Origin of the sequence: Pseudomonas migulae NBRC 103157 (genome assembly GCF_002091715.1) — a bacterium.
GTDB lineage: Bacteria > Pseudomonadota > Gammaproteobacteria > Pseudomonadales > Pseudomonadaceae > Aquipseudomonas > Aquipseudomonas migulae_A.
On record NZ_BDAG01000001.1, the window covers coordinates 300,289 to 327,100 of the forward strand.

General features: G+C 60.1%; 21 protein-coding genes. 7 read left to right on the forward strand and 14 right to left on the reverse strand.

Translation table 11 applies throughout. The features are described 5' to 3' along the window. Positions 1-60: 60 nt before the first annotated feature. The 3 genes from PMI01S_RS01455 to PMI01S_RS01465 form a co-directional block, all read right to left on the reverse strand. A complete protein-coding gene (locus PMI01S_RS01455; protein ID WP_084317689.1) occupies positions 61-2,235 on the reverse strand; it encodes an autotransporter outer membrane beta-barrel domain-containing protein in 2,175 nt (724 codons plus the stop codon). 368 nt (positions 2,236-2,603) lie between these two features. After that, positions 2,604-3,440, reverse strand: coding sequence for an amino acid ABC transporter permease (locus PMI01S_RS01460; RefSeq protein ID WP_084317690.1), 837 nt, complete (start codon positions 3,438-3,440; stop codon positions 2,604-2,606). Then, positions 3,437-4,258, reverse strand: coding sequence for an ABC transporter substrate-binding protein (locus PMI01S_RS01465; protein ID WP_084317691.1), 822 nt, complete (start codon positions 4,256-4,258; stop codon positions 3,437-3,439). The genes PMI01S_RS01460 and PMI01S_RS01465 overlap by 4 nt, the downstream gene beginning before the upstream one ends. Positions 4,259-4,371: 113 nt before the next feature. On the opposite strand from PMI01S_RS01465, the gene PMI01S_RS01470 reads away from it, so the two are divergent. Beyond that, entirely contained in the window at positions 4,372-5,271 is a 900-nt protein-coding gene (locus PMI01S_RS01470; protein WP_084317692.1) for a homocysteine S-methyltransferase family protein, read from the forward strand. A gap of 119 nt (positions 5,272-5,390) precedes the next feature. On the opposite strand, the gene PMI01S_RS01475 is transcribed toward PMI01S_RS01470, so the two are convergent. The 3 genes from PMI01S_RS01475 to PMI01S_RS01485 are packed head-to-tail and all read right to left on the reverse strand — an operon-like array spanning position 5,391 to position 7,160. Further along, positions 5,391-6,062, reverse strand: a complete 672-nt coding sequence (locus PMI01S_RS01475) for a GNAT family N-acetyltransferase (RefSeq protein ID WP_084317693.1) — start codon at positions 6,060-6,062, stop codon at positions 5,391-5,393. A gap of 17 nt (positions 6,063-6,079) precedes the next feature. Next, positions 6,080-6,526, reverse strand: a complete 447-nt coding sequence (locus PMI01S_RS01480) for a GNAT family N-acetyltransferase (protein WP_084317694.1) — start codon at positions 6,524-6,526, stop codon at positions 6,080-6,082. 10 nt (positions 6,527-6,536) lie between these two features. Continuing rightward, on the reverse strand, positions 6,537-7,160 hold the full coding sequence (locus tag PMI01S_RS01485; protein WP_084317695.1) for an FMN-binding negative transcriptional regulator: 624 nt from the start codon (positions 7,158-7,160) through the stop codon (positions 6,537-6,539). Positions 7,161-7,250: 90 nt separating this feature from the next. On the opposite strand from PMI01S_RS01485, the gene pdxR reads away from it, so the two are divergent. Next, complete coding sequence (gene pdxR / locus PMI01S_RS01490) at positions 7,251-8,798, forward strand: MocR-like pyridoxine biosynthesis transcription factor PdxR (RefSeq protein WP_084317696.1); 1,548 nt, start codon at positions 7,251-7,253, stop codon at positions 8,796-8,798. Positions 8,799-8,829: 31 nt separating this feature from the next. On the opposite strand, the gene PMI01S_RS01495 is transcribed toward pdxR, so the two are convergent. From PMI01S_RS01495 to aspA, 7 genes are all read right to left on the reverse strand, one after another. Further along, positions 8,830-13,410: a DUF6543 domain-containing protein gene (locus tag PMI01S_RS01495; protein WP_084317697.1), complete on the reverse strand. Its 4,581-nt coding sequence runs from the start codon at positions 13,408-13,410 to the stop codon at positions 8,830-8,832. Between the two features lie 147 nt (positions 13,411-13,557). Then, positions 13,558-14,658: a polyamine ABC transporter substrate-binding protein gene (locus tag PMI01S_RS01500; protein ID WP_084317698.1), complete on the reverse strand. Its 1,101-nt coding sequence runs from the start codon at positions 14,656-14,658 to the stop codon at positions 13,558-13,560. Positions 14,659-14,671: 13 nt separating this feature from the next. After that, the gene (locus PMI01S_RS01505; RefSeq protein WP_084317699.1) at positions 14,672-15,703 is read right to left on the reverse strand and encodes a histone deacetylase family protein; all 1,032 of its coding nucleotides are present in this window, start codon (positions 15,701-15,703) and stop codon (positions 14,672-14,674) included. Positions 15,704-15,946: 243 nt separating this feature from the next. Further along, positions 15,947-16,939: an AraC family transcriptional regulator gene (locus PMI01S_RS01510; protein ID WP_084317700.1), complete on the reverse strand. Its 993-nt coding sequence runs from the start codon at positions 16,937-16,939 to the stop codon at positions 15,947-15,949. Between the two features lie 145 nt (positions 16,940-17,084). Then, on the reverse strand, positions 17,085-18,089 hold the full coding sequence (locus PMI01S_RS01515) for an asparaginase (protein WP_084317701.1): 1,005 nt from the start codon (positions 18,087-18,089) through the stop codon (positions 17,085-17,087). Between the two features lie 138 nt (positions 18,090-18,227). Beyond that, complete coding sequence (locus tag PMI01S_RS01520) at positions 18,228-19,676, reverse strand: alanine/glycine:cation symporter family protein (RefSeq protein WP_084317702.1); 1,449 nt, start codon at positions 19,674-19,676, stop codon at positions 18,228-18,230. A 560-nt stretch (positions 19,677-20,236) separates the two neighbouring features. Then, positions 20,237-21,661: an aspartate ammonia-lyase gene (gene aspA, locus PMI01S_RS01530; protein ID WP_017341569.1), complete on the reverse strand. Its 1,425-nt coding sequence runs from the start codon at positions 21,659-21,661 to the stop codon at positions 20,237-20,239. A gap of 180 nt (positions 21,662-21,841) precedes the next feature. Between aspA and PMI01S_RS01535 the strand changes: the two genes are divergently transcribed. From PMI01S_RS01535 to PMI01S_RS01555, 5 genes are all read left to right on the forward strand, one after another. Then, entirely contained in the window at positions 21,842-22,759 is a 918-nt protein-coding gene (locus PMI01S_RS01535) for a LysR substrate-binding domain-containing protein (RefSeq protein ID WP_084317704.1), read from the forward strand. A 296-nt stretch (positions 22,760-23,055) separates the two neighbouring features. Further along, the gene (purE, locus tag PMI01S_RS01540; RefSeq protein WP_084317705.1) at positions 23,056-23,547 is read left to right on the forward strand and encodes a 5-(carboxyamino)imidazole ribonucleotide mutase; all 492 of its coding nucleotides are present in this window, start codon (positions 23,056-23,058) and stop codon (positions 23,545-23,547) included. Positions 23,548-23,558: 11 nt separating this feature from the next. Continuing rightward, positions 23,559-24,641 carry a 5-(carboxyamino)imidazole ribonucleotide synthase gene (locus PMI01S_RS01545; protein ID WP_084317706.1) on the forward strand — a complete coding sequence of 361 codons (1,083 nt, stop codon included), beginning with the start codon at positions 23,559-23,561 and terminating at the stop codon, positions 24,639-24,641. A 270-nt stretch (positions 24,642-24,911) separates the two neighbouring features. Continuing rightward, positions 24,912-25,157 (forward strand): GlsB/YeaQ/YmgE family stress response membrane protein, encoded by a 246-nt coding sequence (locus PMI01S_RS01550; RefSeq protein ID WP_084317707.1) that lies wholly within the window; start codon positions 24,912-24,914, stop codon positions 25,155-25,157. An 88-nt stretch (positions 25,158-25,245) separates the two neighbouring features. Then, positions 25,246-25,782: a DUF3299 domain-containing protein gene (locus tag PMI01S_RS01555; RefSeq protein WP_084317811.1), complete on the forward strand. Its 537-nt coding sequence runs from the start codon at positions 25,246-25,248 to the stop codon at positions 25,780-25,782. A 75-nt stretch (positions 25,783-25,857) separates the two neighbouring features. Here the strand turns inward: PMI01S_RS01555 and PMI01S_RS01560 are convergent, their stop codons facing one another. Next, positions 25,858-26,757 (reverse strand): D-hexose-6-phosphate mutarotase, encoded by a 900-nt coding sequence (locus tag PMI01S_RS01560; protein WP_084317708.1) that lies wholly within the window; start codon positions 26,755-26,757, stop codon positions 25,858-25,860. Positions 26,758-26,812 lie beyond the last annotated feature (55 nt).

Genomic DNA, 26,812 nt, shown 5'->3' on the forward strand with positions numbered 1-26,812 from the left:
TTTTCGCCCGGAGTTCGTGGCGCCACTCACCAATACTGTGGGAGCGGTGTCATTTGCTGATTAGAACGTCATTCGCCACTGACCTGTGACACCGTGACTGCGGCTGTCGCTGCCCATTTCACCCGTGAGGCCCAAACCGAGGGTATTGCGTGTGGAAAGCTTGAGGTCCACGCCCGCATCGACCATCAACGAGTTCCGATCCAATGGCGCACTGTAGACGCTGTAGTCATTCCCTCCGGTGACAAGACGTTGCCTGGTTTCGGTGTAGATCTTGCCGTATGAGTGTTTCCAGCCAGCGCTCACGCGCGGTGACAGTTGCACACCGTTATCCAGCGTATTGAGCTTCGCCAGACGGAGGCCGAATGCGCTGCTGAAGTTTTCCTCGGACTGCCCGTGGACGTTCAGCGCTGCATCGCCACCTTTTTCCGTGAAACTGTCGCGCTGATAACGTTGGTATCCAACGCTCGCAAATGGCTCGATGCTGAAGTTGGCGCGGCCCAGGTTGTAACCGACTTCCGCGAAGGCTTGTTGGGTAGACGCATCGTAGCGGCCTTTGGGGCGATCCTTGAAACCGGAGAATTCGACCCGGCGAGCGCTGTTTCCGTCGTGGCTATTGTGAGTCGCACCCATGCGCAAGGACATCGGTCCGTCCTGAAGCAGGGCGTAAGCCCCCACGTGCCAACTGTCCAAATCACCCTCGAGCTCCGTGCTTTTCTGACGGGTACGGGATTGGCCTGCCATCACCCCCAGTCGCCAGTGTTCATCTACTTGCCTATCGGCTCCCAATACCAAACCTTGGCTGGAGTGCTGCAAGGGATGATATTCGCGATCGAGTTTCCCGCTGTGTCCCAGCGCCTGAAGCCAGACCCTGCCACTCCCTTCGCTTCCGGCCGCCAGACGAGGCGTACGGTTCTGATGGTAAGAGACACCGGTGTTGTTTAGCTGGCGCATGGCCGAGAGAAGGGTGGCGGTGACAGGGCCGTCGCTGTTCAGCGTCGCCTTGGCGAGATTGGCGTTGCTGTCGCCGGCCAGAATTTCGAGGGCATAGGGGGCGGTCGCTCTATCGGAGGCGAGAAGGGCGGTAACGGCGGCGTTCGTTGAGGTGGACGTTTGTTGAGCTACGGCGGCAGTGCTTGTGGCAGCAGATGGTTGCGCGGTTGTGGCGGAGTCTTCAGTTGTCTTTTCGACGATGCTGCTGGGCATGCTCTCAGAGGATGTTTGAGTTTGGGCAATGTTTTGCGGCTCGATGATGCTTTGGCCGAACGCCTGCCCGCTTTCGGAAGTAGCGAAACTCGCGATGGGCACACCGTTACGGGCGTAGGTCAGACCGACCGTCTTTTTGTTGTATTGCAGAGAGGGTTCCATATAGGCCAGGTCGTGGAGGACTTTGCCGAATTCGCCTTCTACCTTTTTAGCCTCAATGATGGTGTGCTGGCTGCTTTGCGGATACTCGCCCGGCATTGCGACGATTTTCAGAGTGGCGCCGCCCAGGCTGGCAGTGCCTCCGACCTTTATCGTTCCTGCGCTGCCATCAGGATTGACCTCGTACGCCAATACGGCTTTCTCGGATAGGCTCAAGTCACCTCTGACCTTGGGCGCGCCGTGCAATCTGTTGATATCGACAAGACCATGCACGCCTAGGCTGCCGACGGTGCCAGACCCCGCGAAAGTACCACCCTCTACGACGTCGACGTGACCCTTTATTTCGCCGTTATTGAAGAGCTGCCCGACTGTAACCGCGTCCCCCAGGATTTTCCCATTATTGGTCAGGATTCCGTCATTCAGGACCACCACGCCTTCTATGAAGTCGCCTTTACTGGACAGTGTCCATGAGCCCTCTGAAAGGTAAAGCCCGTGGAAGTTGCGTGTGTCGCCCAGCGTGCCACCGTCTGAGGCATCAAGATGGATGACGTTGGTTCCGCCGCCACCTTCAGCGCGTCCTTTGAAGCTGCCCCCGTTCTTGACGATGATGAGGTCGTGGTCGTCTCCTCCTTTTACAACGCTTTGTGGCGAGTCGATCACTGTGGTCTGGGTGTCGCTCGCCCCGATAAAAGCTGAAAGTCTGGCAAGCGGATCGGTCTTCAGCCCGACATCTGGCTGTTCGGTGACCTCGACAAGGGCTGAGGGGGCGGTAGCCGTTGTCGGATCTTGGGCGTGGGAAAATCCAGTGCAACCCAGTGCAAGTGCAATCGCCAGGGCGAGATTGTGGGGACGGTACGTGTGTTGAATGGGCATCGAATTTGGCCTCTGTTGACAGGAGGCCAAACTCTAAAAGGCGGCTGATTTTGCGGATGTCAGCCGGTTCCGGCGCGTAGCGCGGGTAGTGTCGGATCGTTTTGTGGAAAAAAGGCTGGCTACAGGGAAATTAAGGTTTCTGCTGATGCCGCGGCGCTGGTTTTCCCTACATCCTCTCCGTACGAGAGTACATTTCACACAATCAAAAACTCATTTACCTCTGCCTATCTACCCCTGATTGCTGATGCCGCTGCCGCCGTCTAGTCATTGTAGGAACCCGGCTTGCCGGCGATGGCGCCCTTGAGATCGCCATCGCCAGCAAGCCGGCTCCTACAAGGGTGCGTGTGTTTGAAAGCTGCAATCCTTCCCTAGCTTCGACTCAAATACGCCTTCCCATAATGCCGCTCCATCCTCGCCTGAATCAGCTCCAACCCGATCGACATCACCCAGTAAATCACCGCCGCCGTCGTCAGCATTTCGATATAGCGATAGCTCGATCGCCCATACGACTGCGCCAGGAACATCACTTCCCACACCCCCATCACCGAGATCAGTGACGAGTCTTTGAGCATCGAGATGAATTGATTGGTGGTTGGCGGGATGATGGTGCGCATGGCTTGCGGCAGGGTGACGCGCCAGAAGATCACGGTTTCGCGCATGCCCAGTGCCAGCGAGGCTTCGCGTTGGCCGTGGGGGACGCCGAGGATGCCGGCGCGGAAGATTTCGCTCAGGTAGGCGCCGTAGTTCAGCGACAGGGCGATGATGCCGGCGGCGATGGCGCCGGGCACGATGCCGAGTTGCGGCAGGCCAAGGTAGATCAGCAGGATCTGGATCAGCAGCGGTGTGCCGCGAAAGAACGAGGCGTAGAAACTCGCAATCCCGAAGGCCACGGCGCTTTTCGACAACCGCGCGAGAGCGGTGATGAAGCCCAGCAGCGACGACGCGACGATGGAGCACAGGCACAAAAACAGCGTCAGTGCCGCGCCTTGCAAAAAGCCGTTTGGCGCCAGGTGCAGGCCGATCAGGTTGGGCAGTTTGTCGAGGATGATCGAGAACTTCAGGTCGAAGCTCAGGAAGAAACTGGTGAACAAACCGAGCATCGCTGCCCAGGTCAGGTACAGCCGCGTGCGAAAACCGAAGATCCGTTGCAGCCGGGACTCAGCCACCGGTTGTGGCGGCTGAGGAGGGGTTGGGAAAGAGGTCATTGGCTGATATCGGCACCGATCCATTTTTGCGAGAGCCTGGTCAGGGTGCCGTCCTGTTTCAATTGCGCGAAGACGTCACGCACCTTGGCGTCCCATTGGGCATCGCCTTTTTCAATGGCCACCGAGTTCGGTTCCGAATAAAGCGGTGCGCCGGCGAGCCTGAAGCGTTTGTCTTCGGTCAGGCGCGGCTGCGCGGTGACGAGGTTGGTGAGGACCGCATCCAGTCGCACGCCCGCGCCCAGTCCCAGGTCCTGAAACGCTACGTTGTCGGTGTCGTACGGGGCGATCTGCACGTTTTCGAACGGGTACTGCAACTGCGTGTCTTCGGCGCCTTCGATCACCAGGTTTTTGTTCAAGTAGCTTTCGTAGCTGGAAGCACTGGTAAGGCCGACTTTCTTGCCGCTCAGGTCTTTGGCGCCGTGGATGCTGTCGTCCTTGGCGTTGACCACGATCACCGCTGGCGAGGCGTAGTACTCGACCGGGAAGTCGAAGACCTCGGCGCGGGCCTTGCTCGGGGTCATCGAGCAAATGCAAATGTCGTAGCGCCCGCTCCAGTGGCCGGCCGCGATCACGTCCCAGGACGGGGTTTCGAGGCGCAGTTTGACGCCGAGTTTGTCCGCCACTGCTTTGGCCACATCAACATCGAAACCGTCGAGCTGGTTCTGGTCATTGAGGAACGAGAAGGGTGGATAGCTTTCCATCAACACGCCGACCAGTTCTTTCTTTTGCTCGATGCGGTCCAGCGTGGCGCCAGCAAAAGCCTGGGTGGAGGCAGCCAGAATCGTCAGGCCCAAGGCCAATAGCGGTTGAAATTTCACAGTTCGGTCCCTGATAAAAAAATGGTTGTTATTAACCGGATGGTGCGTATTAAATAGTTATAAGAACGACTCCGGTAGTGAGTTATTTTCATAAGCTTATGAGTGAAAAGCATATGGGCGCAGCAAGCACAGTGATTCTGGATGGCGGCATGGGTCGTGAGTTACAGCGCCGGGGCGCGCCGTTCAGACAGCCCGAATGGTCGGCGCTGGCCTTGAGTGAAGCGCCTCAGGCTGTGGAAGCGGTGCACGCGGCTTATATCCAGAGCGGCGCGAACGTGATCACCAGCAACAGTTACGCGGTGGTGCCTTTTCACATTGGCGAGGAGCGCTTTGCTGCCGAAGGCCAGGCCCTCGCGGCGTTGGCCGGGGAGTTGGCCCGGCGTGCAGTTGAGGCTGCGGGTAAACCGGTTCGTGTGGCGGGGTCACTGCCGCCGTTGTTCGGCTCCTATCGTCCGGATTTGTTCGACGCGACCCGGGTGACCGAACTGCTTTCGCCGCTGGTCGAGGGGCTGGCGCCGTATGTCGACCTGTGGCTGGCGGAAACCCAAAGTTCGATCGTTGAGGCGCGAGCGATTCACGCCGGTCTGCCGAAGGACGGCAAGCCGTTCTGGCTGTCGTTTACCCTCAAGGATGAGGACACGGACGAAGTGCCGCGTTTACGCTCCGGTGAACCGGTGGCTGAAGCCGCTGCGGTAGCGGCCGAGCTGGGCGTCGAGACGTTGCTGTTCAACTGCAGTCAGCCGGAAGTGATCGGGGCTGCGATTGATGCGGCGCGGGAAACGTTCGAGCGTTTGCGGGTGAAGATTCACATCGGCGCCTACGCCAATGCCTTCCCGCCGCAACCGAAAGAGGCGACGGCCAATGACGGTCTGGACCCGTTGCGCGAAGATCTGGACCCGCCGGGATACTTGCATTGGGCGGCGGACTGGAAAGAGCGCGGTGCCAGCCATTTGGGTGGTTGCTGCGGGATCGGGCCGGAGCATATTGCGGTACTGGCCCAGAAGTTGGCGTGATGCCCATCGCTAGCAAGCCAGCTCCTACAGGATTTCGGTGGATCACGATGTTGTGATCAACGCATAACCCTTGTAGGAGCTGGCTTGCTAGCGATGGCGTCCGAAAGGGCGCTGCTAAATTACCCGCGGCACTCCGCCAACGTTTTCACCTGCCCCGATCCCGCCTGATTCTCATCGCTCAACCAGCGCTCAAACCCCGCACCAATCGCCGGCCATTCCGAATCCAGAATCGAATACCAGGCCGTATCCCGGTTCTGACCCTTGACCACCATGTGCTGGCGGAACACCCCTTCAAAACTGAACCCCAGCCGCTCCGCCGCGTACTTGGAGCGTGCATTGCCGTTATTGCACTTCCACTCCAGGCGTCGATAACCCAGTGCAAAGGATTCCTTGGCCAGCAGATAAACCGCTTCAGTACTTTTCGGCGAACGCTGCATCGGCGCGCCGAAGGTCACATGGCCGATCTCGATGCGGCCCTGAGACGGCACGATAGACATCAGACTGAGGATGCCTTGCACGTCGCCGCTAGCCCGGTCGATCACGCTGAAGAAATACGGGTCGCTGTTGGCCGCGTGGTTGTTCAGCCAGTCGTTGAATGCGCTGCGCTCCGGGAATGGACCGTAAGGCAAGTAATCCCAAAGTTTCGGGTCGGAGCCGGGGCCTTGCAGGGCTTTCCACAAGCCGTCGGCGTGACGCGCCGGGTCGAGTTTTTCCAGACGGATGAAACGACCTTCGATGGTTTCAACGGACGGTGCCGGGACACCTTTCCAGTCCGCGAGTGAAGTCGACATGCTGTTCTCCTTGAACCTTAAATGGCTTTGCGAAACTGGATGAAACCAGGACGTTCGGCGATGCGCTCGTAGAGCTGGATCGCGGTGGCGTTGGTTTCGTGGGTCAACCAATGGACCTTGCAGCAACCGTCCGCTTTGGCGGTGGCGTAGACGAATTCGATCAGCTTGCGGCCAACACCAGTGCCGCGGGTTTCGGGTGTCACCAGCAAGTCTTGCAGGTAGCAGGAGTTTTCGATGCTCCAGTTCGAGCGATGGTAGATGAAGTTCACCATACCCACCGCTTTGCCATTGACCCTCGCCAAGGCCGAATGGGTCAGTTCGGTCGGGTCAAGCATGCGTTGCCAGGTACTGTCAGTCACGGCCTCGGGCAGTTCGGTGTTGTAGAAACGCAGGTAGGCTTGCCACAACGGCAGCCATTCAGCGTGATCGCCGGCGGTGACCTGGCGGATGTCGATCTGACTCATGTGGGGTTCCTTAACGCATCAAGTGGGCGAGGGCCTGATCATGCGCATCGGAGCTGGCGGCGAGCCCCTCGCGCACACCGGCGATATCTGCAGCGCTGCGGTTCTGGCTGAGTTTGCGTTTGCCTTCCAGGCGCTGGATCGGCAGGGCAAACCCGACGATGGCCTTGAGCATTCCGTCGATGTAATCGGCGGGTGCGTCGGCAACTGTCCACGGTTGGGCGCGACCGGCCTCGTGGCGATCGGTCAGTGCGCTGACCAGGTTGAGCAGGCGCTCGGCGTCTGTGAACACTTCAGCCGTGCCGTAAGCGTGCACAGCGACGTAGTTCCAGGTCGGCACGACTTTGCCGTGCTCGGCTTTGCTCGGATAAAAACCGGGGCTGACATAAGCGTCGGCGCCAGCAAAGATCACCAGCGCTTCGGCACCACTGTGCAGTTCTTTCCACTGTGGATTGGCTCGGGCGAAGTGACCGTAGAGGGTGCCGTTCGGACCTTGGTCAGGGCGGAACAGCAGCGGCAGATGGCTGGCTTGCAGGCCTTGCTCGCCGTGGGTAACGACCATCGCGAGACGGGTGCCGAGTATCTGTTGCTGCAGTTCGTCCAGATCGTTGATGGCAAAGCCGCTGGGGGTGTACATGGAAAAACTCCTTGGCGAATGCCTGCATCCTAGGCAGGCTATTGGTCTGTTGTAAGAGCCATTAATGACGAATTTCATAGGTCCATTGTCATGACGGATGCGCCGCTTTCCTTGTCGTTCAACCCTGCGGGTATCGAACTTGATCGCCGTCAGGGCCTGAGTCGTCAGCTTTACCAGGCCTTGCGCTTGCGTGTGCTCGACGGTCGATTGGCCAGTGGCACGCGATTGCCGGCCAGCCGCGATCTGGCGGCAGCACTGGCGATTTCCCGCAACAGCGTGGTGCGGGCTTACGATCAGCTCTATGCCGAAGGGTTTATCGAAGGGCGTGTCGGTGACGGAACCTATGTCGCGCAATTACCGCAAACGGCGCTCCCGGCAAAAAAACTATCCACAAAAGTATCCACAGGGTTTTCAACAGGGTTACCCACAGCCTTATCCACAAATTGGCTGGATTTACCTGTGGTTCCATCCAGTAAAGTTATCCACAGTGGGGCGCTGGGGCGCGTTGAACACAACCATTTGGCCCTCCCCCCGAGTGGTCCGCCGCGCGCATTTCGGGTAGGCGTTCCGGCATTCGATCTGTTTCCCTTCGAGGTCTGGGCCAAGCTGAATGCGGCTTTCTGGCGAAAACCGGATTTGCAGCAGCTGTGCTACGGCGATCCGGCGGGCGATGCGCGATTGCGCGGAATGATTGCTGCTTATTTGCGCAGCTCCCGGGGCATGCAGTGCACGGCTGAGCAAATAGTGATCACCAGTGGCGCCCAGCAGGGGATTAGCCTTTGTGCACAGCTGCTGGTGGAACCTGGCGATGGGGTGGCGGTTGAAAATCCGGGGTATCGGGCGGCGGGTCATGCGTTCGCGGTGGCCGGTGCGAAATTGCATGGCGTGGCGGTGGACAGCGAGGGCATAGATTGCACCGAACTGACCCGGCTCGGCGATTGTCGGCTGGCCTACGTCACGCCTTCGCATCAATACCCGACCGGGGTGGTGATGAGCCTGGCGCGGCGTCTTGAGTTGTTGGCGTGGGCCGAGCGCACCCAAGGCTGGATCGTCGAGGACGACTACGATGGCGAATACCGCTACAGCGGCGCGCCCCTGGCACCGTTGGCGGCGCTCGATCGCCAGGGCCGGGTTTTGTACGTCGGGACCTTTGGCAAAGTCGCCTTCCCGGCACTAAGACTGGGTTATCTGGTACTGCCGCCCGGTTTGGTCCAGGCCTTCTCGCAACGCCGTGCGGTTGATGTTCGACATTCCGAAGTAAGCACCCAGGCGGTCATGGCCGAGTTCATGGCCGCCGGGCACTTTCAGCGGCATATCCGTCGCATGCGCAGGGCCGCCTTGAGTCGACGCAATACGTTGTTGGCAGGCTGGCCACAAAACATCCCCGGCGTCGGCAGCCCGCCGAGTGTCGCGGCAGGGCTGCACATGACCGTGGCCATCGACTCCCAGGCTCGCGAGCTCGAGCTTGTCGAAAAAGCCGCCAGTGTCGATGTCGAGATCAACGCCCTGAGCAGCTACTGGTTGCCGGATTCGCAAACCCCGCCGGACCAGCGCGCCGGGCTGGTCCTGGGATTCGCAGCGGTGCCCGAAGCGGCCATCAGCGCAGCACTCGGGCGTCTGGAAAAGGTCTGGCGCTAACCGGGTGTTCGCTTTTTAACTGGCGTGAGACTCACGCCTTTGAGGCAGTGGAACTGGCCTTGGGCAAGAACAGCGCTCTGGCCAGTTGGGGGCTGATTTCGCTGCGTTCGATCGCGATCAATTCGTTGTTGGTGCGCGCTGTTCGCCAATCAAACGCTCCGCCCAGTGTTCGTTGTGCGACGGTTTTCAGATGGGCAGCGGTATATCCACCGACCGCGGTGTCGGGTTTTTGATAATGAAAGTGGGCGTACCAAAGTACATTCCCGGTGGAAGAGTCACGAATTTCATACTCATCGAAATAGTCCTTTCTGCGTTTTGTCTGTTTTCGAGCGGCGTTCTTGACGATATTCACCAAGCCTCTTTCGTGCAGCCAATCCACGCGAGCCGCAATGGGGAGTTGCCGCTTGATCATGTCGATCCGGGTCACGCGGCCCTTTTCGTAAAGGCGGGTCGCTTCTTCATTGAGCCTCTTGGCAAGGCTGGCGCCAGAACCCGGCCCGCTGTCGGTGAGGTTTTTATCGATCAGGGCCTTTTCGATGGCGTCGGCGGCGGCTTCCATCTGACGGGCCTGTTGATGAAACACCTCCTCGATTTCCACCGGGATGCGCCCGGCCCGTAGTGCATCTGCCTCGGTGCGGTGGGTCAATGCCCCTGATCGATCCAACAGTGACTGGCCCGCCTGGACGCTGGCTGTCAAATCCGGTCGCGGGGTGGTCGGCACTTTTGCCGTGAGCGGCACATGTTCGAGCCACACACCGGGGGTTTTCTCATGAAAGGTCGCGATGACTTTGTTGGTGAGCGGTGAAGTCACGTCGATCAGGTCGGTGTTATCAACGGCTGTGCGCTCGCGGAGCTTGCCGACCACCGTGCCCTTGAAGCGAGTCTTGATCAGGCGTTTGGTCGACGGAGCCGGGCGGGAAGGCCCCGGTGCAGGCTCCAGCAGTCTGCGCTCGTGCAACAAGCCCACCAGTTGACTCATACACTGTTCCTTGAACGCTTCGATCCGCTGACGCATGAGGTCCAGCGGCGTCTGCAGCAGCTGTTGCGGGAATTCTTCGGGCAGATCGAGAATCCGCAGGTCCAGGGTTGCAAACTGCTCCACCAGATCATTGAAACCGTCGATCCGTTCAAGCAGCGGCAGGGTGGTGTGGTCGGCGGCAAGGTCCATCGAGGACTGAATGGTGAGCCCGGCATCTTCGACCATTTGTTGCATGGCCTGGCGAGCCAGCGGGGTGGTGACTGTAACGGTGTCGTTGAGGCATAGCTCCTGGGCAAGGCTGATCTGGAAAAGTTTCAGGTCGTGCAGGCAGAACGTCGGCAGCTGTGCCCGGTACTCACGGGCGGTTTCTGCCCCTTCTTTGCCCAGACGCAGCAGCTCCTCGATGCGCGCGTGGGCGAACTCGATCTTGTCGATAAAACCCTGGGTCATGTCACTGGTGAGTTGATGCGCCTGGCGCGCTGATCGAGCGTCCGACGGGGGCTCATCGTCCAGTAGTTCGAGCGATTCGCGCATACGCTCACCGAACACGTGATTTTGCCGCTCGAACCATTTCTGGGTCAGTGACAGTTGATAATCCAGACAACTGACCATTACCGGGCGGTAGTTGGGGATGGACTCGAGGGTGTTGTAGGTCTTGAGCTGCTCGATATAGGCGCCATATTCCGTCAGCTGTGAGTCCAATACATCGATCAAGGGCTGGCGATGGGTGTCGGCGGTCTTTTCCGCGGCTTCGAGCTCGTTTTGCAAACCCCGTTTGCGGGCATCGAACGTTGTCAGTTGCCGTCTCAGGTTCTCCTTATGCTGTTGGTTTTTGCGCTCGATTTCCTTTCGGCCCTTACCCCCGCCACGCAACCTCAGGCGCGTGTCGATGAACCATTCGCCCTTCGCGGAATGAAACAGCAGCGGGCCCGTTGTTGCAGGCGTTTGCCGTGAGTCGATGATCTGCACATCATCATTGTCGTCAAGCATGACTTCAAACCAGCGCTGACCGACCCTGGCATACCATTTCTGGTTGAGGGGGCTCATGAACCGGTGACGGCCGGGTAGGGTCAACGGCTCTTTCAGTTCAGCAGGTTTCGCAATTGCCAACCCGTTCAGCAGGGTGGCCAAAGGACCCGGCATCAACACGCCTTGGTGGTGCACGGACGTTTCATGGTTGGCAGGTAAATAATCTGCGGCGAGATCGGGCAGTTGCGTCAGGGTGATTTTTGCCGCCGGCAGCGGCTTTATGGCGAGGGGCAAGCTCTTCTCTACAGCGCGTGGCGCGGGTTTGCTGCGCGTGGCCGCGTGATGGGCGAGCACCATGCCCAGTGATAGAAACAGATCGGTCAGTGCGGCCCATGCCTGATCGCTGTCGCCAGCTTCGCTGGCTTCATTGGCTTCGTGCAGGTCGTCCATGATTTGCCAGATCCAGGCCGCCGCTGCGCCCGTGCGGCCGAAAAAGGGCAGTGCAACATTGAACAGCATCCACGCGGCCTGTTTGAGCGTGGCCCAGCGACGTTCCGCATTGGAGACCGATTGCCGGTCGGCCAGGGTGACCAGCGCGTTGGCATTGGCGGTGAACAGTGCCTGCACAGAAGGCTCGACGGCGGGCGTCTCGCTTAAGGTCAGCGTTCCCATCATGCCCAGTGTCGACGTCGGGTCGGTCAGCCATTGCGACAGCGTCCAGACAGAGGGCAACTGACCGGGGAACACATACTGCGAATAGTTGAACTGCACGTCCTCCGGCAGCCAGGCCAGGACTGACTGACGAAGCGCTTTGTTGTGCTTGATCGCATACAAAAGGTTGGCTTCGCCGCAATACTGGATCAGCGGATGATCGAGCAAGGGTCGTAACAGGAGGCAGGGGCCTTTGTCGGCCAGTCGGGGTCCGATCACGAACATGTTGGCGACGACGTCGGCCTCGCTGTCCGTGCGTCCTCCCGGAATGAACGCCAGCGGGCGAATGACGATTTCCAGCCCATCGACATAACGATCGGCTGGCTTTTCCTGCATGGCCGCGACAAGGAAGCGATAACCCTGTTCGTCGATGCCGGCTTCGCCGCGAATCTTGAGTTGCAGCGCCTGTAGCGGCAGTTGTATGCGCAGGTGGCTGGTGTAGAGGTTCTGTCGACGCAGACTTTCCGCGGGACCGGTGAGCAGTTTGCTTTTGATCAGGGCGGGGTAGGTTTCCCCGATGTTAACGCGGGTGACGAGTTCCTCCAGGTAAGCCGGTGTCATCCACACAGGCGCCGCTTCGCCGTTTTTGTATTGCACGGTCTTGTTGCCCGCAGGCGCGGCGATCAGGTTTTGCAGTGCCAGTTCCATCAGCGTGAGGGTCTGGGTCTGGGTCTTGCCCGGTACGATGACCGCGCCGAGAACGACGAGGCTGGTGATGCAGACTTCGATGTCGTTCAGTTTCAGCGCCGTTGCAGCCGATTGGTCCCGAATCTTTTTGTCCTTGATCATCTGATCGATCAGCGCTTGCAAGGTGAAATCGGGCAGAGAGGGAATGCCTTCATCGAAGGATTTACCGGCGTTCTGTTCCCGCAGCAGTGCCAGGTCCATCAGGTGTCGGCTGTAGCGTGTGAGGTCGGAGGGTGGGGCGCTGGTCATCCAGTCGGGCAACAGACGCTGGATCTGGCTGAAACGTGAAGCGGGCTGTTCGTGATAGTCCGTGAAATGTTTTGCCGCGGCGCTGATCTGCGGGGCATGGGTGGGGGCCAACGGTGCAGGCGTGTCACCGAGTGAGCCGATGGCATCGATTTCCAGCGCGATCAGGGCGCAGGCCTGGTGATCGAAGAAATGGCCGGTGGGTTCATACAGGCGCCATTGAAGCGCACGATCGGTCGCGGATGCAGCAATGCGCGCGGACAGCGTTTCACCCAATGCCGCCAGTGAGTCGTAATGCTTGAAGCCTTCTGCAATCGAATGGGTAACGATCAGCGTGCGCTCACCCAGGGTGCCGACCGCTACTGCAATGTCCAGCAGTCTCAAGTGCCGGGCGGGCTGTTTGCCGAGGTCGTCGATATCGATCAGGCAGGCCTTGGTTGCGTATTGGTCGTTTGATAGTCGCTCGGCCCGCTGCGGGTGATCATGGAGGGTGCGGACCATGGCCCGCTGGTCTTCGTCCCAGCCAGCCTTTTCGTCGACGTTCCAAAGGTCGCGCAGTGCCGCAGAGAGTTGATGCCAGCGAGTCTTCGACCCGGCGATGTGCTGGTTCCAGTAATCGAGCTGTCGTTCCTGATAGGCCACGAACAGCTGTCGGGCCAGTTTGTTGAGCAGGCACCCGAGGGCATCGATCTTTACCGGCAGCTGAACGGCCGGGTCGACGATGGGGGGCCGGGTCAGAAAATGTTCCCCGTCGATGTAGGTCACTGTCGTGCCCGCTAAACCGAGTCGCACCAACACGTCGGTCAGGGATTCAAACCGGTTGTTGCCCGGCGTGACCTCTTTGCCGGCGATGGTCCAGACGGGCGTTACCACCATGGTCAGGTTCGGGTCGATGTGCAGCTGTGGATACGCGGTACCGAGGGCGGTTCGCAGTGAATTCGAAGCAACTTCCCTGATCGAAGGGCCAGTCACCAGTTGGGTCAATATATCTTCAGAGATTTCGGAGGGCGTGTCGGGCATGGCCGTTTTTCCTGTTGCCGATGTAGCGCTGACGGGGCAGCGCGATGTCCGGGCAAGGTAGAGGGCCGTGAAGGATTGAAGGTGGTAGATAGTTATCGCAGGCAAAAAAAGACCCGCTATTGCGCGGGTCTTTGATCTTGCGTGAGATCAGGTCCCGGACTTGATCTTGGTCCAGGCCCGCGTGCGCGCACGTTCGGCATCACGCGGCAGCGGTTGCAGTGTGTAAAGCGTGCCCATGGCCGCTTCGGTCGGATACAGGTTCGGGTTGTTGCGGATCGCCGGGTCGACCATTTCCGTGGCGTCCTTGTTCGGGTTCGGGTAACCGACGAAGTCGCTGACCGGGGCGATCACCTGCGGTTGCAGCAAGTAGTTGATGAAGGTGTAGGCGTCTTCCGTATTCTTCGCGCCCTTCGGAATGGCGAGCATGTCGAACCAGATTGGCGCGCCTTCCTTGGGCAGGCGCATGTCGACGATCACGCCGTTCTTGGCTTCCTTGGCGCGGTTGGCGGCCTGGGAGAAACTGCCGGAATAACCGACCGCGACGCAGATGTCGCCGTTGGCGATATCGGCCATGTACTTGGAGGAGTGGAAGTACGTGACGTACGGCCGGATTTTCATCAACAGCGCTTCAGCCTTTGCGTAGTCCGCCGGCTTTTTGCTGTTAGGGTCCAGACCCAGGTGTTGCAGGGCCAGCGGCAGGATCTCCGACGGCGAGTCGAGCAGGGCGACGCCGCACTGCTTGAGCTTGCTGATGTTCTCTTCCTTGAAGATCAGGTCCCAGCTGTCCACCGGCGCATTGGCGCCCAGCGCGGCTTTGACCTTGTCCGGGTTGAAGCCGATCAGGATGGTGCCGTACATGTACGGCACGGCGAATTTGTTGCCCGGGTCGTTGGCTTCGATCAGCTTCATCAACTTGGGATCGAGGTGGTTCCAGTTCGGCAGTTTGCTGCGGTCCAGCGGCTGGAAAACACCGGCCTCGATCTGCTTGGCGAGGAACACGTTGGACGGCACCACCACGTCGTAACCGGAGTTGCCGGTCAGCAGTTTGGCTTCCAGCGCTTCGTTGGTGTCGAAGATGTCGTAGACCAGTTTGGTCTGGGTGTTCTGCGCCTTGAAGTCTTCCAGCGCTTTGGGGGTGATGTAGTCGAACCAGTTGTAGACGCGCAACGTTCGCTCTTCGGCGTGAGCGGCCCCGCTGAGCACTGTGGCGCACAGGGCGGGGACGATAAGACGCTTGAGTCTGTTCATTATTGTTGATTCCTCATTGAGCGCTTTCAAAACCTTCAAGAACGTTCACGGCGTTGATGCCGATTTCTTCGACCGCGTAACCGCCTTCCATCACGAACAGCGTCGGCACGCCGAGCTTCGCAATGCGCTCGCCCATCGCCAGGTAATCCGGGCTGTCGAGTTTGAATTGGGAGATCGGATCGTCCTTGAACGTATCGACGCCCAGGGACACGACAACGATGTCGGCGCCGTATTTTTCGATCTCTTTGCAGGCGTTTTCCAGTGCTGCGCTCCAGATGTCCCAACCGCTGCCGGCGGGCAAAGGGTAGTTGAAATTGAAGCCTTCGCCCGCGCCTTCGCCCAGCTCGTCCTCATAACCGAGGAAGAACGGGAATTCGGCTTCCGGATGGCCGTGGATCGAGGTGAACAGCACGTCGCTGCGCTCGTAGAAAATCGATTGCGTGCCGTTGCCGTGGTGGTAATCGACGTCGAGGATCGCCACTTTCCTGTGGCCCTGATCAAGGAACGCTTGAGCGGCGATGGCGGCGTTGTTGAGGTAGCAATAACCGCCCATCAAGTCGCTGGCGGCGTGATGTCCCGGTGGGCGGCACAACGCGAAGGCGCTGCGTGCGCCGCGCTGGATTTCTGCCTGGGCGGTGAGCGCCACTTGGGCTGCGCTGTACGCCGCTTGCCAGGTGCCGGCGGTAATCGGCGCGCCACCGTCGAAGCTGTAATAACCGAGCTGGCCGTGCAGGCTGGTGGGCTTGATGGCGCGCAAGGTGCGGGCCGGCCATGTGTAGGGCAGCAAGTCGCCGTCGGTGTTGAATTCGGTCCAGCGGGACCAGGCGCCTTTGAAGAAGTCGAGGTAGTCGCGGCTGTGGATGCGCGCGATCGGGTCGAGGCCGAAGTCCTTCGGCGCTTCGACGGGGCCCAGGTTCTGGTTTTGCACCCGCGCCAGCACGTGGTCAGCACGCGAAGGCATTTCAAAGCAGGGCTTGAGTTGCCCGTCTATCAATTCACAACGGCCGTGGTGCAGGTGGTGATCGTGCGAGTAGATCGTCAGCATTTCTTGTTCTCCGCAGGCTGATTCGGTTGGCTACAGTCTTGCGGCGGATGGCGATTCGGAGAACGGCAGGAAAGGCCAAAAGGGGATTGATATGGCCAAAATAGTTGACCGAAATTCGCCCCTTGTTAGCGCAACGGTGTTCGCTCTTGTAGGAGCCGGCTTGCTGGCGATCCGCTGAACGCGGTATATCAGGAAAACCGCGTTATCGTTCTTCGCCAGCAAGCCGGCTCCTACAGGCCTGTGTTACGGGCGGAACTGGCTCGGCGCCACCCCACTCCAGCGCACAAACGCATGGCGGAAACTTGCGGTCTCGCTGAAGCCCAGCGCTTCAGCGATCCGGTAAATGGGCATCTGGTCTTCGCAGAGCATGTGTTTGGCCTGCTCGAACCGCAGCTCATCCAGCAATTCCTGATAGCTGCACCCCAGATCCTTGAGGTGTCGGCGCAGGGTTCGCGCCGAGCAATTCATCTGCTCGGCCAACCCTTCGAGCCCTGGCGCCGCATTCAGTTGAGCGCTGAGCAGTTGGCGAATCCGCCCCAGCCACGCCTGGCGCCCGGTGAACTCGATGTTCTGCTTGCGGCAGCGTTCGGCCATGGCCTGATGGGTGATGACATCCGCGAGCGGCAGGGGCTGGTCGAGCCAGCGCCTGTCGAAGGCGAAGGCGTTGTCCCGCGCGTCGAAGTGCAGCGGGCAGTCGAAGTGTTCGGCGTAGGTCGCTTGATAGTCCGGCGCAGCATGTTCGAAACGTGCTGCGATCAACGGCAGCGGGTGACCGAGCAGGTCGTCACAGATGACTTTCAACGACACCAGGCAGAATTCGGCATTGAACACCGCCATCGCCGGGCTCTCCCGGTAGTCGGCGGCGACGAACCAGACGCGTTCGCCGTCCTCCTCCAGGCTCAGCTCGAAAAGTGTTCCCAACAGCGCCGGATACCGCATTGCCAGGCGCAAAGCGTCACCGAAGGTGGCACTGGTGAGCAGTGCATAACCGAGCATCCCGTAGCAGGAAACGTGCATGCGCCGACCCAGTTCCAGGCCGATGTCACGCTTGAGCGCGACCGCGTTGGCGCAGACCTGCATCTCCTGATTGGTGGTGATGCGCGTGTCGGCCCGGTTCAGATCTGCCGCACTGATGCCACTTCCGGCGAGTAGCGCTTCGCTCGACAGACCTTCGGCCTTGAAGGTGTTGAGCACCAGAGAGACGGCGTTGAGGGTGGTGAGGTGGGAGTGGAGCATGGGATGTTCCAGCCTTGGGATGGCTGGAAAGCAGCAAGTTACATGCCGAGCACTTGTAGGCGCCGGCTTGCTGGCGAAGAACGATAACGCGGTGTATCTGATGCACCGCGTTGGCCGGATCGCCAGCAAGCCGGCTCCTAGAAGGTCAGCTGAGTTCGCCGCAGAGATCGAGTTCTACCAGTCGCCGAACCTCGGCGGTGTCGAGGCCGGCACCCAGCAACGCATGCAACTTGCCGAACGCCGCTTCTCGCGTCATGCCGCCACCGGAAAGTACGCCGACGCCGCGCAGCCGACTGCCAGCCTCATACACATCCAGCTCGACACCGCCTTCATGGCACTGCGTCACCGCAACCACCACCACGCCGTTGTCCCGCGCGCACGCGAGGCTGGAAAGAAACTCGGGGTTGTCGCTCGGCCCGGTGCCGCTGCCGTAGCACTCCAGCACCAGCCCCTGAATGCCGCTGTCGAGCAGGCCATCAAGGATTTCGGCGCCGATGCCAGGAAACAACGGCAACACCGCGACCTTCGCCAACTGCTTTGGCTGGTTGTAGTTCAGTTGCGCAGGTATCGAGGGCGCTTTCACGCCGCCACCCTGACGCTCCAGGCGTTTGAACGGATGCCGACCGAAACTGCGCACCTTCGCGCAACGGGTCGGGTCCAGCAGTTCGCCATGGAAGTACAGATGAACGCCCGGCGCCAGACCTTGGCCGAGGGCGACCAGCGCGCCGCCGAGGTTTTCCCAGGCATCGCTGTCAGTCACACCGGCCGGCAGCATCGAACCGGTAAAGCACACGCGGGCGTGGAGACCGAGCAATTGAAAGCTCATCGCCGCAGCACTGTAAGCCAGCGTGTCGGTGCCGTGCAGGATCAGCACACTGTCGCAGCCCTGTACGTCGACGGCATCGACCACCGCTTCACGCAGTTGCTGCCAGTACGCCGCAGACATGTTGGCGCTGTCGATCAGCGGCGACATCTCGCGAAAGCGCCATTGCGGTACTACCAGCTCTGGCTGGCTGTGCAGATAGTCGCGCATCCGCGCTTCAAAACCGGATGCCGGTGCCAGACCATGTTCGCTGGCTTGCATGCCGATGGTGCCACCGGTGTAGAGCACCATGACGTGCTGGGCGGCAGGGTAGGTCGAGGAATTCATGGCGTTCTCCGAAACAATGACTCCCTATGTGGGAGCGGGCTTGCTCGCGAATGCGGTTGATCATTCAACATTGAAGTCGACTGACACACCGCTTTCGCGAGCAAGCCCGCTCCCACAGGAATTTCGCACTTTAACCGATCAGCGTTGCGCTGCGGGTACGCCTTGAGGCTCGGCTTGAGCCTTGGTGGCGGCCGGCGGGTTGGCTGGCCAGGCGTTCAGGTCCAGATCCAGATCCGGGAATTTGCTCGAATCGAACACCGGGGTCTTGATGCCGGCAGCGCGCTGGTCATCGTAGTCACGCAGGATGCGCATGCCGACCTTGAACAGCAGGAACAGAGCGATCAGGTTCACGAACGCGAGCAGGGTCATGGTGATGTCGGCAAACGCGAACACCGTGCCGAGGTTCTCGATCGCACCCCAGAAGATCAACACCAGTACCAGCGCGCGGTAGCCGATCAGCGCCTTGCGGTTTTCACCGATCAGGAAGCGCAGGTTGCTCTCGCCCAGGTAGTAGTTGTAGAGAATCGAGGTGAACACGAACAACGCCAGTGCCACGGAGATGAACATCCGGCCCCAGTCGCCCACGACAGCGGCGAGCGAGTTCTGGGTCAGGGCAATGCCGTCGCCTTCGAAGCCCGGAGTGTAGAAGCCCGAGAGCAGGATTAGCAGCGCGGTGCAGGTGCAGATCACGAACGTATCGAGGAACACGCTGAACGCCTGAACCACGCCTTGTGCCACCGGGTGTTCGACCGACGCTACGGCCGCCACGTTCGGCGCACTGCCCAGGCCCGCTTCGTTGGCGAACACGCCACGCTTCACGCCCATGACGATGGCACTGCCGATCAGGCCGCCGAAGGCCTGGTCGAGACCGAAAGCGCTTTTGACGATGGTCATCAACATGCCCGGAACGTGGTCGAATTGCAGCACGATCACGTAGATGGTCACGCCGATGTACACCAGGGTTTTCACCGGTACCAGCAGGTCAGCGACCTTGGCGATACGCTTGATCCCACCGATAAACACCAGGCCCAGCAACACTGCCAGGGCCAGGCCGGTCCAGGTGGTGTCGAGGCCGAACGCATTGTTCAGCGAGTGGGTCACGGCGTGGGATTGCAGGCCGTTGAACGCGAACCCGAAGGTCACCAGCAACAGGAACGCCATGATCATGCCCAACCAGCGTTTTTGCAGGCCGTGCTGGATGTAGTAGGACGGGCCGCCACGGTAAGTGCCGTCGGCGTCGGCGCGTTTGTAGAGCTGGCCGAGGGAGCATTCAAAGAAGCTGCTGGACATGCCGACCAGTGCGGTCACCCACATCCAGAACACTGCACCTGGCCCACCGAGGGTCACGGCAATGCCGACACCGGCGATGTTGCCTGCACCGACGCGGCCGGCGAGGCTGAGCATCAGGGCCTGGAACGAGCTGAGTTGCCCGGCGCTGCTTTTGAGGCTGTCGCGGAACACCGCGAACATGTGGAAGAAGTGACGCAATTGAACGAAACGCGAGCGGATCGTGAAGTAGCTACCGAGCCCGACAATGAGCACGATCAGTACTTTCCCTGAGAGGAAGTCGTTAATGACTTCGAGCATGGATTATTCCTCGCTGTTTTTTGTGTAGGCAAATGCTAGGCGGTCGGAAACATCGCGTTACACCGGTTTGCGCGCGGCAAAACAGGCGAGGCGAAGGTTCGTCCCGATTTCATATTGCGGGTTTGTTATTAGTTCGGGTTTCGCATGGGTTTGGGCCTCGTTACCGACGACCGCTCACGCGAAGAGGGGCGGCACTATACCTATGAGAGTGTCGTCCGTCTGCACGGTTGTGGTGCAAGCATCGAAACGAAGCCTTTGAAACGCCCGACGTTACCGGCGTCGGGTTTATGCGGGATCTGCTTTTCTGTGGGAGCGGCGGTGCGACGATTCGACTTGCTCGCGAATGCGGTCTGACATCCACTATTGATGGTGACTGACACATCGCTTTCGCGAGCAAGTCGAATCGTCGCACCGCCGCTCCCACATTTCTCAGCCCCCAGACATTCTGATTTACTGCCAAAGAGTTAAAAAAAAGGGCCTGGGGAATAAACCCCAAGCCCTCAAAAGGTGAGAGGTGTCTAGTCCCTCGACCTGGTGAGCGGTGCTACTGATACGTCGGATCAGGCTTTAAGCGGAACCAGACGCGGAGCAATCATGTTTTCCGGGCGCAGGATGTCGGCGAGCATTTCTTCGTCGAGCAAGCCTTCTTCGCGCACCAGTTCCAGCACGCCGCGGCCGCTTTCGAGGGCGATACGGGCGATGCGGGTGGCGTTTTCATAGCCGATGTACGGGTTCAGCGCGGTGACCAGGCCGATCGAGTGCTCGACCAGTTCGCGGCAGCGGGCTTCGTTGGCGGTGATGCCAGTGATGCAGTGCTCACGCAGCATGTCCATGGCGCGTTGCAGCAGGCGGATCGAGTCGAAGATCTTGAAGGCGATCAGCGGCTCCATCACGTTCAGTTGCAGCTGGCCGCCTTCGGCCGCGATGGTCAGCGCCAAGTCGTTGCCGATGATCTGGAACGCAACCTGGTTTACCGCTTCCGGGATTACCGGGTTGACCTTGCCAGGCATGATCGAGCTGCCTGGCTGACGCGCTGGCAGGTTGATTTCATTGATGCCGGTGCGTGGACCGCTGGACAGCAGGCGCAGGTCGTTGCAGATCTTCGACAGCTTGACCGCGGTGCGCTTGAGCATGCCGGAGAACAGTACGAAGGCGCCCATGTCGGAGGTGGCTTCGATCAGGTCGGCCGCCGGTACCAGCGGATGACCGCTGATGGTCGCCAGACGTTGAACGGCCAGGTGCTGGTAACGCGGGTCGGCGTTGATGCCGGTGCCAATCGCGGTACCGCCCAGGTTCACTTCGGTCAGCAGTTCTGGTGCCAGTGTCTTCAGGCGTGCCAGGTCTTCGCCCAGGGTGGTGGCGAAGGCGCGGAATTCCTGGCCGAGGGTCATCGGCACAGCGTCTTGCAGCTGAGTACGGCCCATCTTCAGGACGTGGCTGAATTCTTCACCCTTGGCGGCGAACGACTGGATCAGGCTGTCGAGGCTGGCCAGCAAGGCGTCGTGACCCAGCAGCAGACCCAGGCGGATCGCCGTCGGGTAGGCGTCGTTGGTCGACTGCGCCATGTTCACGTCGTTGTTCGGGTGCAGGTATTGGTATTCGCCTTTCTGGTGACCCATGGCCTCCAGCGCGATGTTGGCGATGACTTCGTTGGCATTCATGTTGGTCGACGTGCCAGCGCCGCCTTGAATCATGTCCACCACGAACTCTTCGTGGAAATCGCCGCGGATCAATCGTGCACAGGCTTCGCTGATGGCAGCGTGCTTGGCTTCGCTCAGGTGACCCAGCTCACGGTTGGCGTCAGCGGCGGCCTGCTTGACCATTGCGAGGCCGACAACCAGCTTCGGGTAGTGCGAAATCGGAACGCCGGAGAGACGGAAGTTGTTCACCGCTCGCAGGGTCTGGATGCCGTAATACGCTTGAGCCGGTACTTCGAGTACGCCAAGCAGGTCTTTTTCTGTGCGGAAAGATGCAGCGGAGGACATGATAGAAATCATCTCGATATGGACCCGGTCTGTGCCGGAACGCTGCAAATGCTAGGCTTGTAGAGAATTTTCGGCCAATGCTGTTAAACACTGGCCTATGCACATTCGGCATAATGCCCATGTGACGCCGTGTAGGCGGCGAGCGTGTGACCTAAATTGGTGCGTGTCCGGGAGGACGTGATGAATCTGGAAAGTAAATGGCTTGAGGATTTCAGTGCCCTGGCCGCCACCCGCAGTTTCTCCCAGGCTGCAGAACGCCGCTTCGTGACCCAGCCGGCATTCAGTCGGCGGATCCGCAGCCTCGAAGCCGCGCTGGGGCTGCAACTTGTCAACCGCTCGCGCACGCCGGTCGAGCTGACGGCGGCGGGGCAGTTGTTCCTGGTCACCGCACGGACCGTGGTCGAGCAGCTCGGTGAAGTGCTGCGCCACCTGCATCATCTGGAAGGCGGGCAGGGCGAAGTGATGCAGGTTGCCGCCGCCCACTCCCTGGCGTTGGGCTTCTTTCCGCGCTGGATCGCGCAGTTGCGCAATGAAGGTCTGAACATCGCCACGCGGTTGGTGGCCACCAACGTTGGCGACGCAGTGCATGCGTTGCGCGAAGGCGGTTGCGATCTGATGCTGGCGTTCTACGACCCTGACGCCGCCATGCAGATGGACCCGGAGATCTTTCCGTCGCTGCACCTGGGGCACACGGAAATGCTGCCGGTGTGCGCGGCGGATGCCAATGGCAAGCCACTGTTCGATCTGGAAGGCGAGGCCAGCGTTCCGTTGCTGGCCTACAGCGCCGGAGCGTTTCTCGGGCGTTCGGTGAACGGCTTGCTGCGCCAGCGTGCGCTGCGGTTTACCACGGTGTATGAAACCGCCATGGCCGATAGCCTGAAAAGCATGGCGCTGGAAGGGCTGGGTATCGCCTGGGTGCCGCAACTCAGCGTGCGCGCCGAACTGGCGCGCGGTGAGCTGGTGGTTTGCGGTGGCCCGCAATGGCATGTGCCGCTGGAGATTCGCTTGTATCGCTGCGCACTGGTGCGCAAAGCCAACGTGCGATTGCTGTGGCGAAAACTGGAAGGTGGCGCAGCCCAAACGCCTACCGGACTGTAGGAGCCGGCTTGCTGGCGATCCAGACGACGCGGTCCGTCTGACACACCGCGTTGCGGGGATCGCCAGCAAGCCGGCTCCTACAAGGATCGCGGATTGACCTTCGAGTCAATAAAACCGGGCTTTTGCGCCGTATGACAGATGGTCGTTTCGGGGGCTGTTTATCTGCTTCATTGAGGTATACTGCGCGGCCTTCGGCCGGTTCGTCCGGCCATTTTTCGTACAATCAAGCCACGCATTTTGCGTGGCTTGTTGTTTTTTGACGCGCCTGCGGGCGCCCAGAGAGAAGAGGCACGACGATGAGTGCACTGGTTGGCGTGATCATGGGCTCCAAGTCCGATTGGTCCACCCTTAGCCACACCGCCGATATGCTGGAAAAGCTCGGCATCCCTTACGAGGTGAAAGTGGTCTCTGCCCACCGCACCCCGGACCTGCTGTTCCAGTACGCCGAAGAGGCCGAGGCGCGTGGCATCGAGGTGATCATCGCCGGTGCCGGTGGCGCGGCCCACTTGCCAGGCATGTGTGCGGCCAAGACCCACCTGCCGGTGCTGGGCGTGCCGGTGCAGTCGTCGATGCTCTCGGGCGTCGACTCGCTGCTTTCCATCGTGCAGATGCCTGCGGGCATTCCGGTCGCCACCCTGGCCATCGGCAAGGCTGGCGCCATCAACGCCGCGCTGCTGTCAGCGAGTATCCTTGGCGCCAAGCACCCGAAGTTCCACGCGGTGCTGAAAACCTTCCGTGCTGAGCAGACAGACAGCGTCCTGGAAAATCCAGACCCACGCATCGCCTGAGGTTGTTGACGATGAAGATTGGTGTAATCGGTGGCGGCCAGTTGGGTCGCATGTTGGCGCTGGCGGGCACTCCGCTGGGCATGAACTTCGCTTTCCTGGACCCCGCGCCGGATGCTTGCGCAGCCGCGTTGGGCGAACACTTGCGGGCCGATTACGGCGATCAGGACCACCTGCGCCAATTGGCCGATGAAGTCGATCTGGTGACCTTCGAGTTCGAGAGCGTCCCGGCTGAAACCGTGGCGTTCCTGTCGCAATTCGTGCCGGTCTACCCGAGCGCCGAAGCCCTGCGCATCGCCCGTGACCGCTGGTTCGAGAAGAGCATGTTCAAGGACCTGGGGATTCCGACCCCGGCGTTCGCCGACATCCAGTCGCAAGCCGATCTGGACGCCGCCGTGGCCTCCATCGGTCTGCCAGCCGTGCTGAAAACCCGCACCCTGGGTTACGACGGCAAGGGCCAGAAAGTCCTGCGCACCGCTGAAGACGTGGTTGGCACCTTCGCGGAGCTGGGCAGCGTTGCCTGCTTGCTGGAAGGCTTCGTGCCGTTCACCGGCGAAGTGTCGCTGATCGCCGTGCGCGCCCGCGATGGCGAAACCAGGTTCTACCCGCTGGTTCACAACACCCACGACAGCGGCATCCTCAAACTGTCCGTGGCCAGCACCGACCACCCGCTGCAAGCCTTGGCCGAAGACTACTCCAGCCGCGTGCTCAAGCAGTTGAACTACGTTGGCGTGATGGCGTTCGAGTTCTTTGAAGTCGACGGTGGCCTGAAGGCCAACGAGATTGCACCGCGCGTCCATAACTCCGGGCACTGGACCACCGAAGGCGCCGAATGCAGCCAGTTCGAAAACCACCTGCGGGCCGTTGCCGGTCTGCCGCTGGGGTCGACAGCCAAGGTGGGCGAGAGCGCCATGCTCAACTTCATCGGTAAAGTGCCGGAGACCGAAAAAGTCCTGGCCATCGCCGATTGCCATCTGCATCACTACGGCAAAGCGTTCAAGGCCGGCCGCAAGGTCGGTCACGCCAACCTGCGTTGTGCAGACCGCGAGACGCTGGCGGCACAGATCCTCAAGGTCGAAGCGCTGATCGCGGAATAAATAGTTTCATGTGGCAGCGGCGGAACCATTCAGGGGCCGCCGTTCTCTCATGGCAGGATGCGAAAGTCTGACTAGGCTTTCGCTAGGTGTCCTGTCTCACCAATACTGTTCCTTTTTGACGGCGTCTGTTGTCGTCATGCTGCGTTGCCGTTCCTCGCCGTAGCTGGCTATGACTCGTCGCGGCGCCTTGCCCGACGGCAACAGCCACTCGTCAAAAGAGGAACATTATTGGTGAGACAGGACACAGCCATTCAATCAGAGGGAAATGCCATGGGAATTATTGGAACCATCTTTATCGGCTTGATTGTCGGCCTGCTGGCCCGGTTCCTGAAACCGGGTGATGACAGCATGGGCTGGATCATGACCATCCTGCTCGGTATCGGCGGTTCGCTGGCGGCCACTTACGGCGGTCAGGCCCTGGGCTTCTATCAGGCAGGTCAAGGCGCAGGCTTCCTGGGTGCGCTGGTTGGCGCCGTGATTTTGCTGGTGATCTACGGCTTGATCAAAAGAAACTGATCCAGGCGACAAAGCTCTCTCTGCGCCGCACGCAGGGAGGGCTAGAATGCTCGGCGTTATACCGTCCTCTCTCATGCCGAGCACCTTCATGCGCCGTCTTCTGTTGACACTTCTTCTACTGGGTTCGGGCCTTGCCCATGCCGGCGAACTGCCGGAAACCGACTGGCTCGAACTGATGCCAAAGTCGGACCAGAAAGCCCTCGAGGCCATGCCCGAAATCGACCACAACTCCCCCGAAGCCAATGGCACCTTTACCGAAAAGGGTGGCATGAAGCAGAGCAAGGGCTTGCCGGCGGTGATGTACTCGACCAAAACCGTGCCGTCGATGAACGATAAGAACATTCGCATCGGCGGTTATCCGGTGCCACTGGAATCCGACGCCAAGGGACGCAGCACGCTGTTCTTCCTCGTGCCGTATCCGGGCGCCTGCATCCACGTGCCGCCACCGCCACCAAACCAGTTGGTGCTGGTGCGCTATCCGAAAGGGTTGAAGCTGGATGATATCTACACGCCGCTGTGGGTAACCGGCACGTTGAAGATCGAGAAGGTCAACAATGATTTGGCCGACGCGGCGTATGCGCTGGATGCGGCGAAAGTGCGGGTGGTGAAAGAGTCGGATCTGTAAAAACATTGTAGGAGCCGGCTTGCTGGCGATAGCGTCCTCATGATCGCTATCGCCAGCAAGCCGACTCCTACAGTTTTACAGCGCAGTGCTGCCGATGCTCACGCCCAGGGTATGGCTCGCGCCCGGCGCCAGCGTCACCACATCATCCATCACATTCGCCGTCTCAATACACAGCATGCGTTGCCAGCCATCGTCTGCCATGTCACTGAACGCCGCCGCGCGATCGATCCACGGGTTCCAGATCACCGCCGAACGCGAACCGCTGCTGGTCAGCTCGATGCGCCGTTCCCAGGCGGGATCGACAATGGTCAGTTTCGCCGGGGTGTTGAGGTAGATGCGATCAGTCTCGCCGGTAAAGGTCAGATCACCAGACTGAGTCACGGTTTTCCAGTCATCCAGCGTCTCGATGTAATTCAAGCCATCCAGCCCTTCAACATGCACATTGCGCACGTCGCTGACCGCGAAATAGCTGTGCAGTGCCTGGCTGATGGTGACTGTTTCGGTGCCCTGGTTGTGGCTGGTCAGGCTGATGTGCAGTTGTTCATCCAGTCGAATGCTCAACTTCAAATCCACCTGATGCGGCCAACCGGGGAAGCCGCCTTCAGGGTAGGGCAGGACGAATTCCACTTTCAGGCTTTCACCTTCGGTTTCGATGCCGCCCAGTTCCCAGTCCATTGCCCGTACAAAACCGTGGGCGGTCGGCGGTTCGTTGCTGACGCGCATCGCCTGGACGCTCTGCGGGTTGCGCGAAAAGTTGCCGAACCACGGCCAGCACACCGGCACGCCGGCGCGGATGCTCTTGCCGGTCTTGAACACAGCCTCGTCGTTGAGCCAGATCAGCGGCGGTTTTCCAGCCAATTGATAACTCAGGATGTGCGCGCCTTGCTGGGCCACCAGTAATTCGGCCTGACCGTGGCGGATGCGCCAGCAGTTCAGTTCATCCAGTTTTACGGCTTCAACGTTGGGCGTGCTCATGGGGCAACTCTCGATCGGTTACAAGACTGCAATGGACCGCAAAACGGTCGCCGTG

What these genes read in the sequence shown, in the direction of transcription:
- PMI01S_RS01500 (WP_084317698.1), bottom strand. Translation starts at nt 14,658, where the DNA reads ATGAACAGACTCAAGCGTCTTATCGTCCCCGCCCTGTGCGCCACAGTG.
- aspA (WP_017341569.1), bottom strand. Translation starts at nt 21,661, where the DNA reads ATGTCCTCCGCTGCATCTTTCCGCACAGAAAAAGACCTGCTTGGCGTA.
- PMI01S_RS01505 (WP_084317699.1), bottom strand. Translation starts at nt 15,703, where the DNA reads ATGCTGACGATCTACTCGCACGATCACCACCTGCACCACGGCCGTTGT.
- PMI01S_RS01560 (WP_084317708.1), bottom strand. Translation starts at nt 26,757, where the DNA reads ATGAGCACGCCCAACGTTGAAGCCGTAAAACTGGATGAACTGAACTGC.
- PMI01S_RS01470 (WP_084317692.1), top strand. Translation starts at nt 4,372, where the DNA reads ATGGGCGCAGCAAGCACAGTGATTCTGGATGGCGGCATGGGTCGTGAG.
- PMI01S_RS01475 (WP_084317693.1), bottom strand. Translation starts at nt 6,062, where the DNA reads ATGTCGACTTCACTCGCGGACTGGAAAGGTGTCCCGGCACCGTCCGTT.
- PMI01S_RS01550 (WP_084317707.1), top strand. Translation starts at nt 24,912, where the DNA reads ATGGGAATTATTGGAACCATCTTTATCGGCTTGATTGTCGGCCTGCTG.
- PMI01S_RS01495 (WP_084317697.1), bottom strand. Translation starts at nt 13,410, where the DNA reads ATGCCCGACACGCCCTCCGAAATCTCTGAAGATATATTGACCCAACTG.
- PMI01S_RS01485 (WP_084317695.1), bottom strand. Translation starts at nt 7,160, where the DNA reads ATGTACACCCCCAGCGGCTTTGCCATCAACGATCTGGACGAACTGCAG.
- PMI01S_RS01515 (WP_084317701.1), bottom strand. Translation starts at nt 18,089, where the DNA reads ATGAATTCCTCGACCTACCCTGCCGCCCAGCACGTCATGGTGCTCTAC.
- PMI01S_RS01520 (WP_084317702.1), bottom strand. Translation starts at nt 19,676, where the DNA reads ATGCTCGAAGTCATTAACGACTTCCTCTCAGGGAAAGTACTGATCGTG.
- PMI01S_RS01480 (WP_084317694.1), bottom strand. Translation starts at nt 6,526, where the DNA reads ATGAGTCAGATCGACATCCGCCAGGTCACCGCCGGCGATCACGCTGAA.
- PMI01S_RS01535 (WP_084317704.1), top strand. Translation starts at nt 21,842, where the DNA reads ATGAATCTGGAAAGTAAATGGCTTGAGGATTTCAGTGCCCTGGCCGCC.
- purE (WP_084317705.1), top strand. Translation starts at nt 23,056, where the DNA reads ATGAGTGCACTGGTTGGCGTGATCATGGGCTCCAAGTCCGATTGGTCC.
- PMI01S_RS01555 (WP_084317811.1), top strand. Translation starts at nt 25,246, where the DNA reads ATGCGCCGTCTTCTGTTGACACTTCTTCTACTGGGTTCGGGCCTTGCC.
- PMI01S_RS01460 (WP_084317690.1), bottom strand. Translation starts at nt 3,440, where the DNA reads ATGACCTCTTTCCCAACCCCTCCTCAGCCGCCACAACCGGTGGCTGAG.
- PMI01S_RS01455 (WP_084317689.1), bottom strand. Translation starts at nt 2,235, where the DNA reads ATGCCCATTCAACACACGTACCGTCCCCACAATCTCGCCCTGGCGATT.
- pdxR (WP_084317696.1), top strand. Translation starts at nt 7,251, where the DNA reads ATGACGGATGCGCCGCTTTCCTTGTCGTTCAACCCTGCGGGTATCGAA.
- PMI01S_RS01510 (WP_084317700.1), bottom strand. Translation starts at nt 16,939, where the DNA reads ATGCTCCACTCCCACCTCACCACCCTCAACGCCGTCTCTCTGGTGCTC.
- PMI01S_RS01545 (WP_084317706.1), top strand. Translation starts at nt 23,559, where the DNA reads ATGAAGATTGGTGTAATCGGTGGCGGCCAGTTGGGTCGCATGTTGGCG.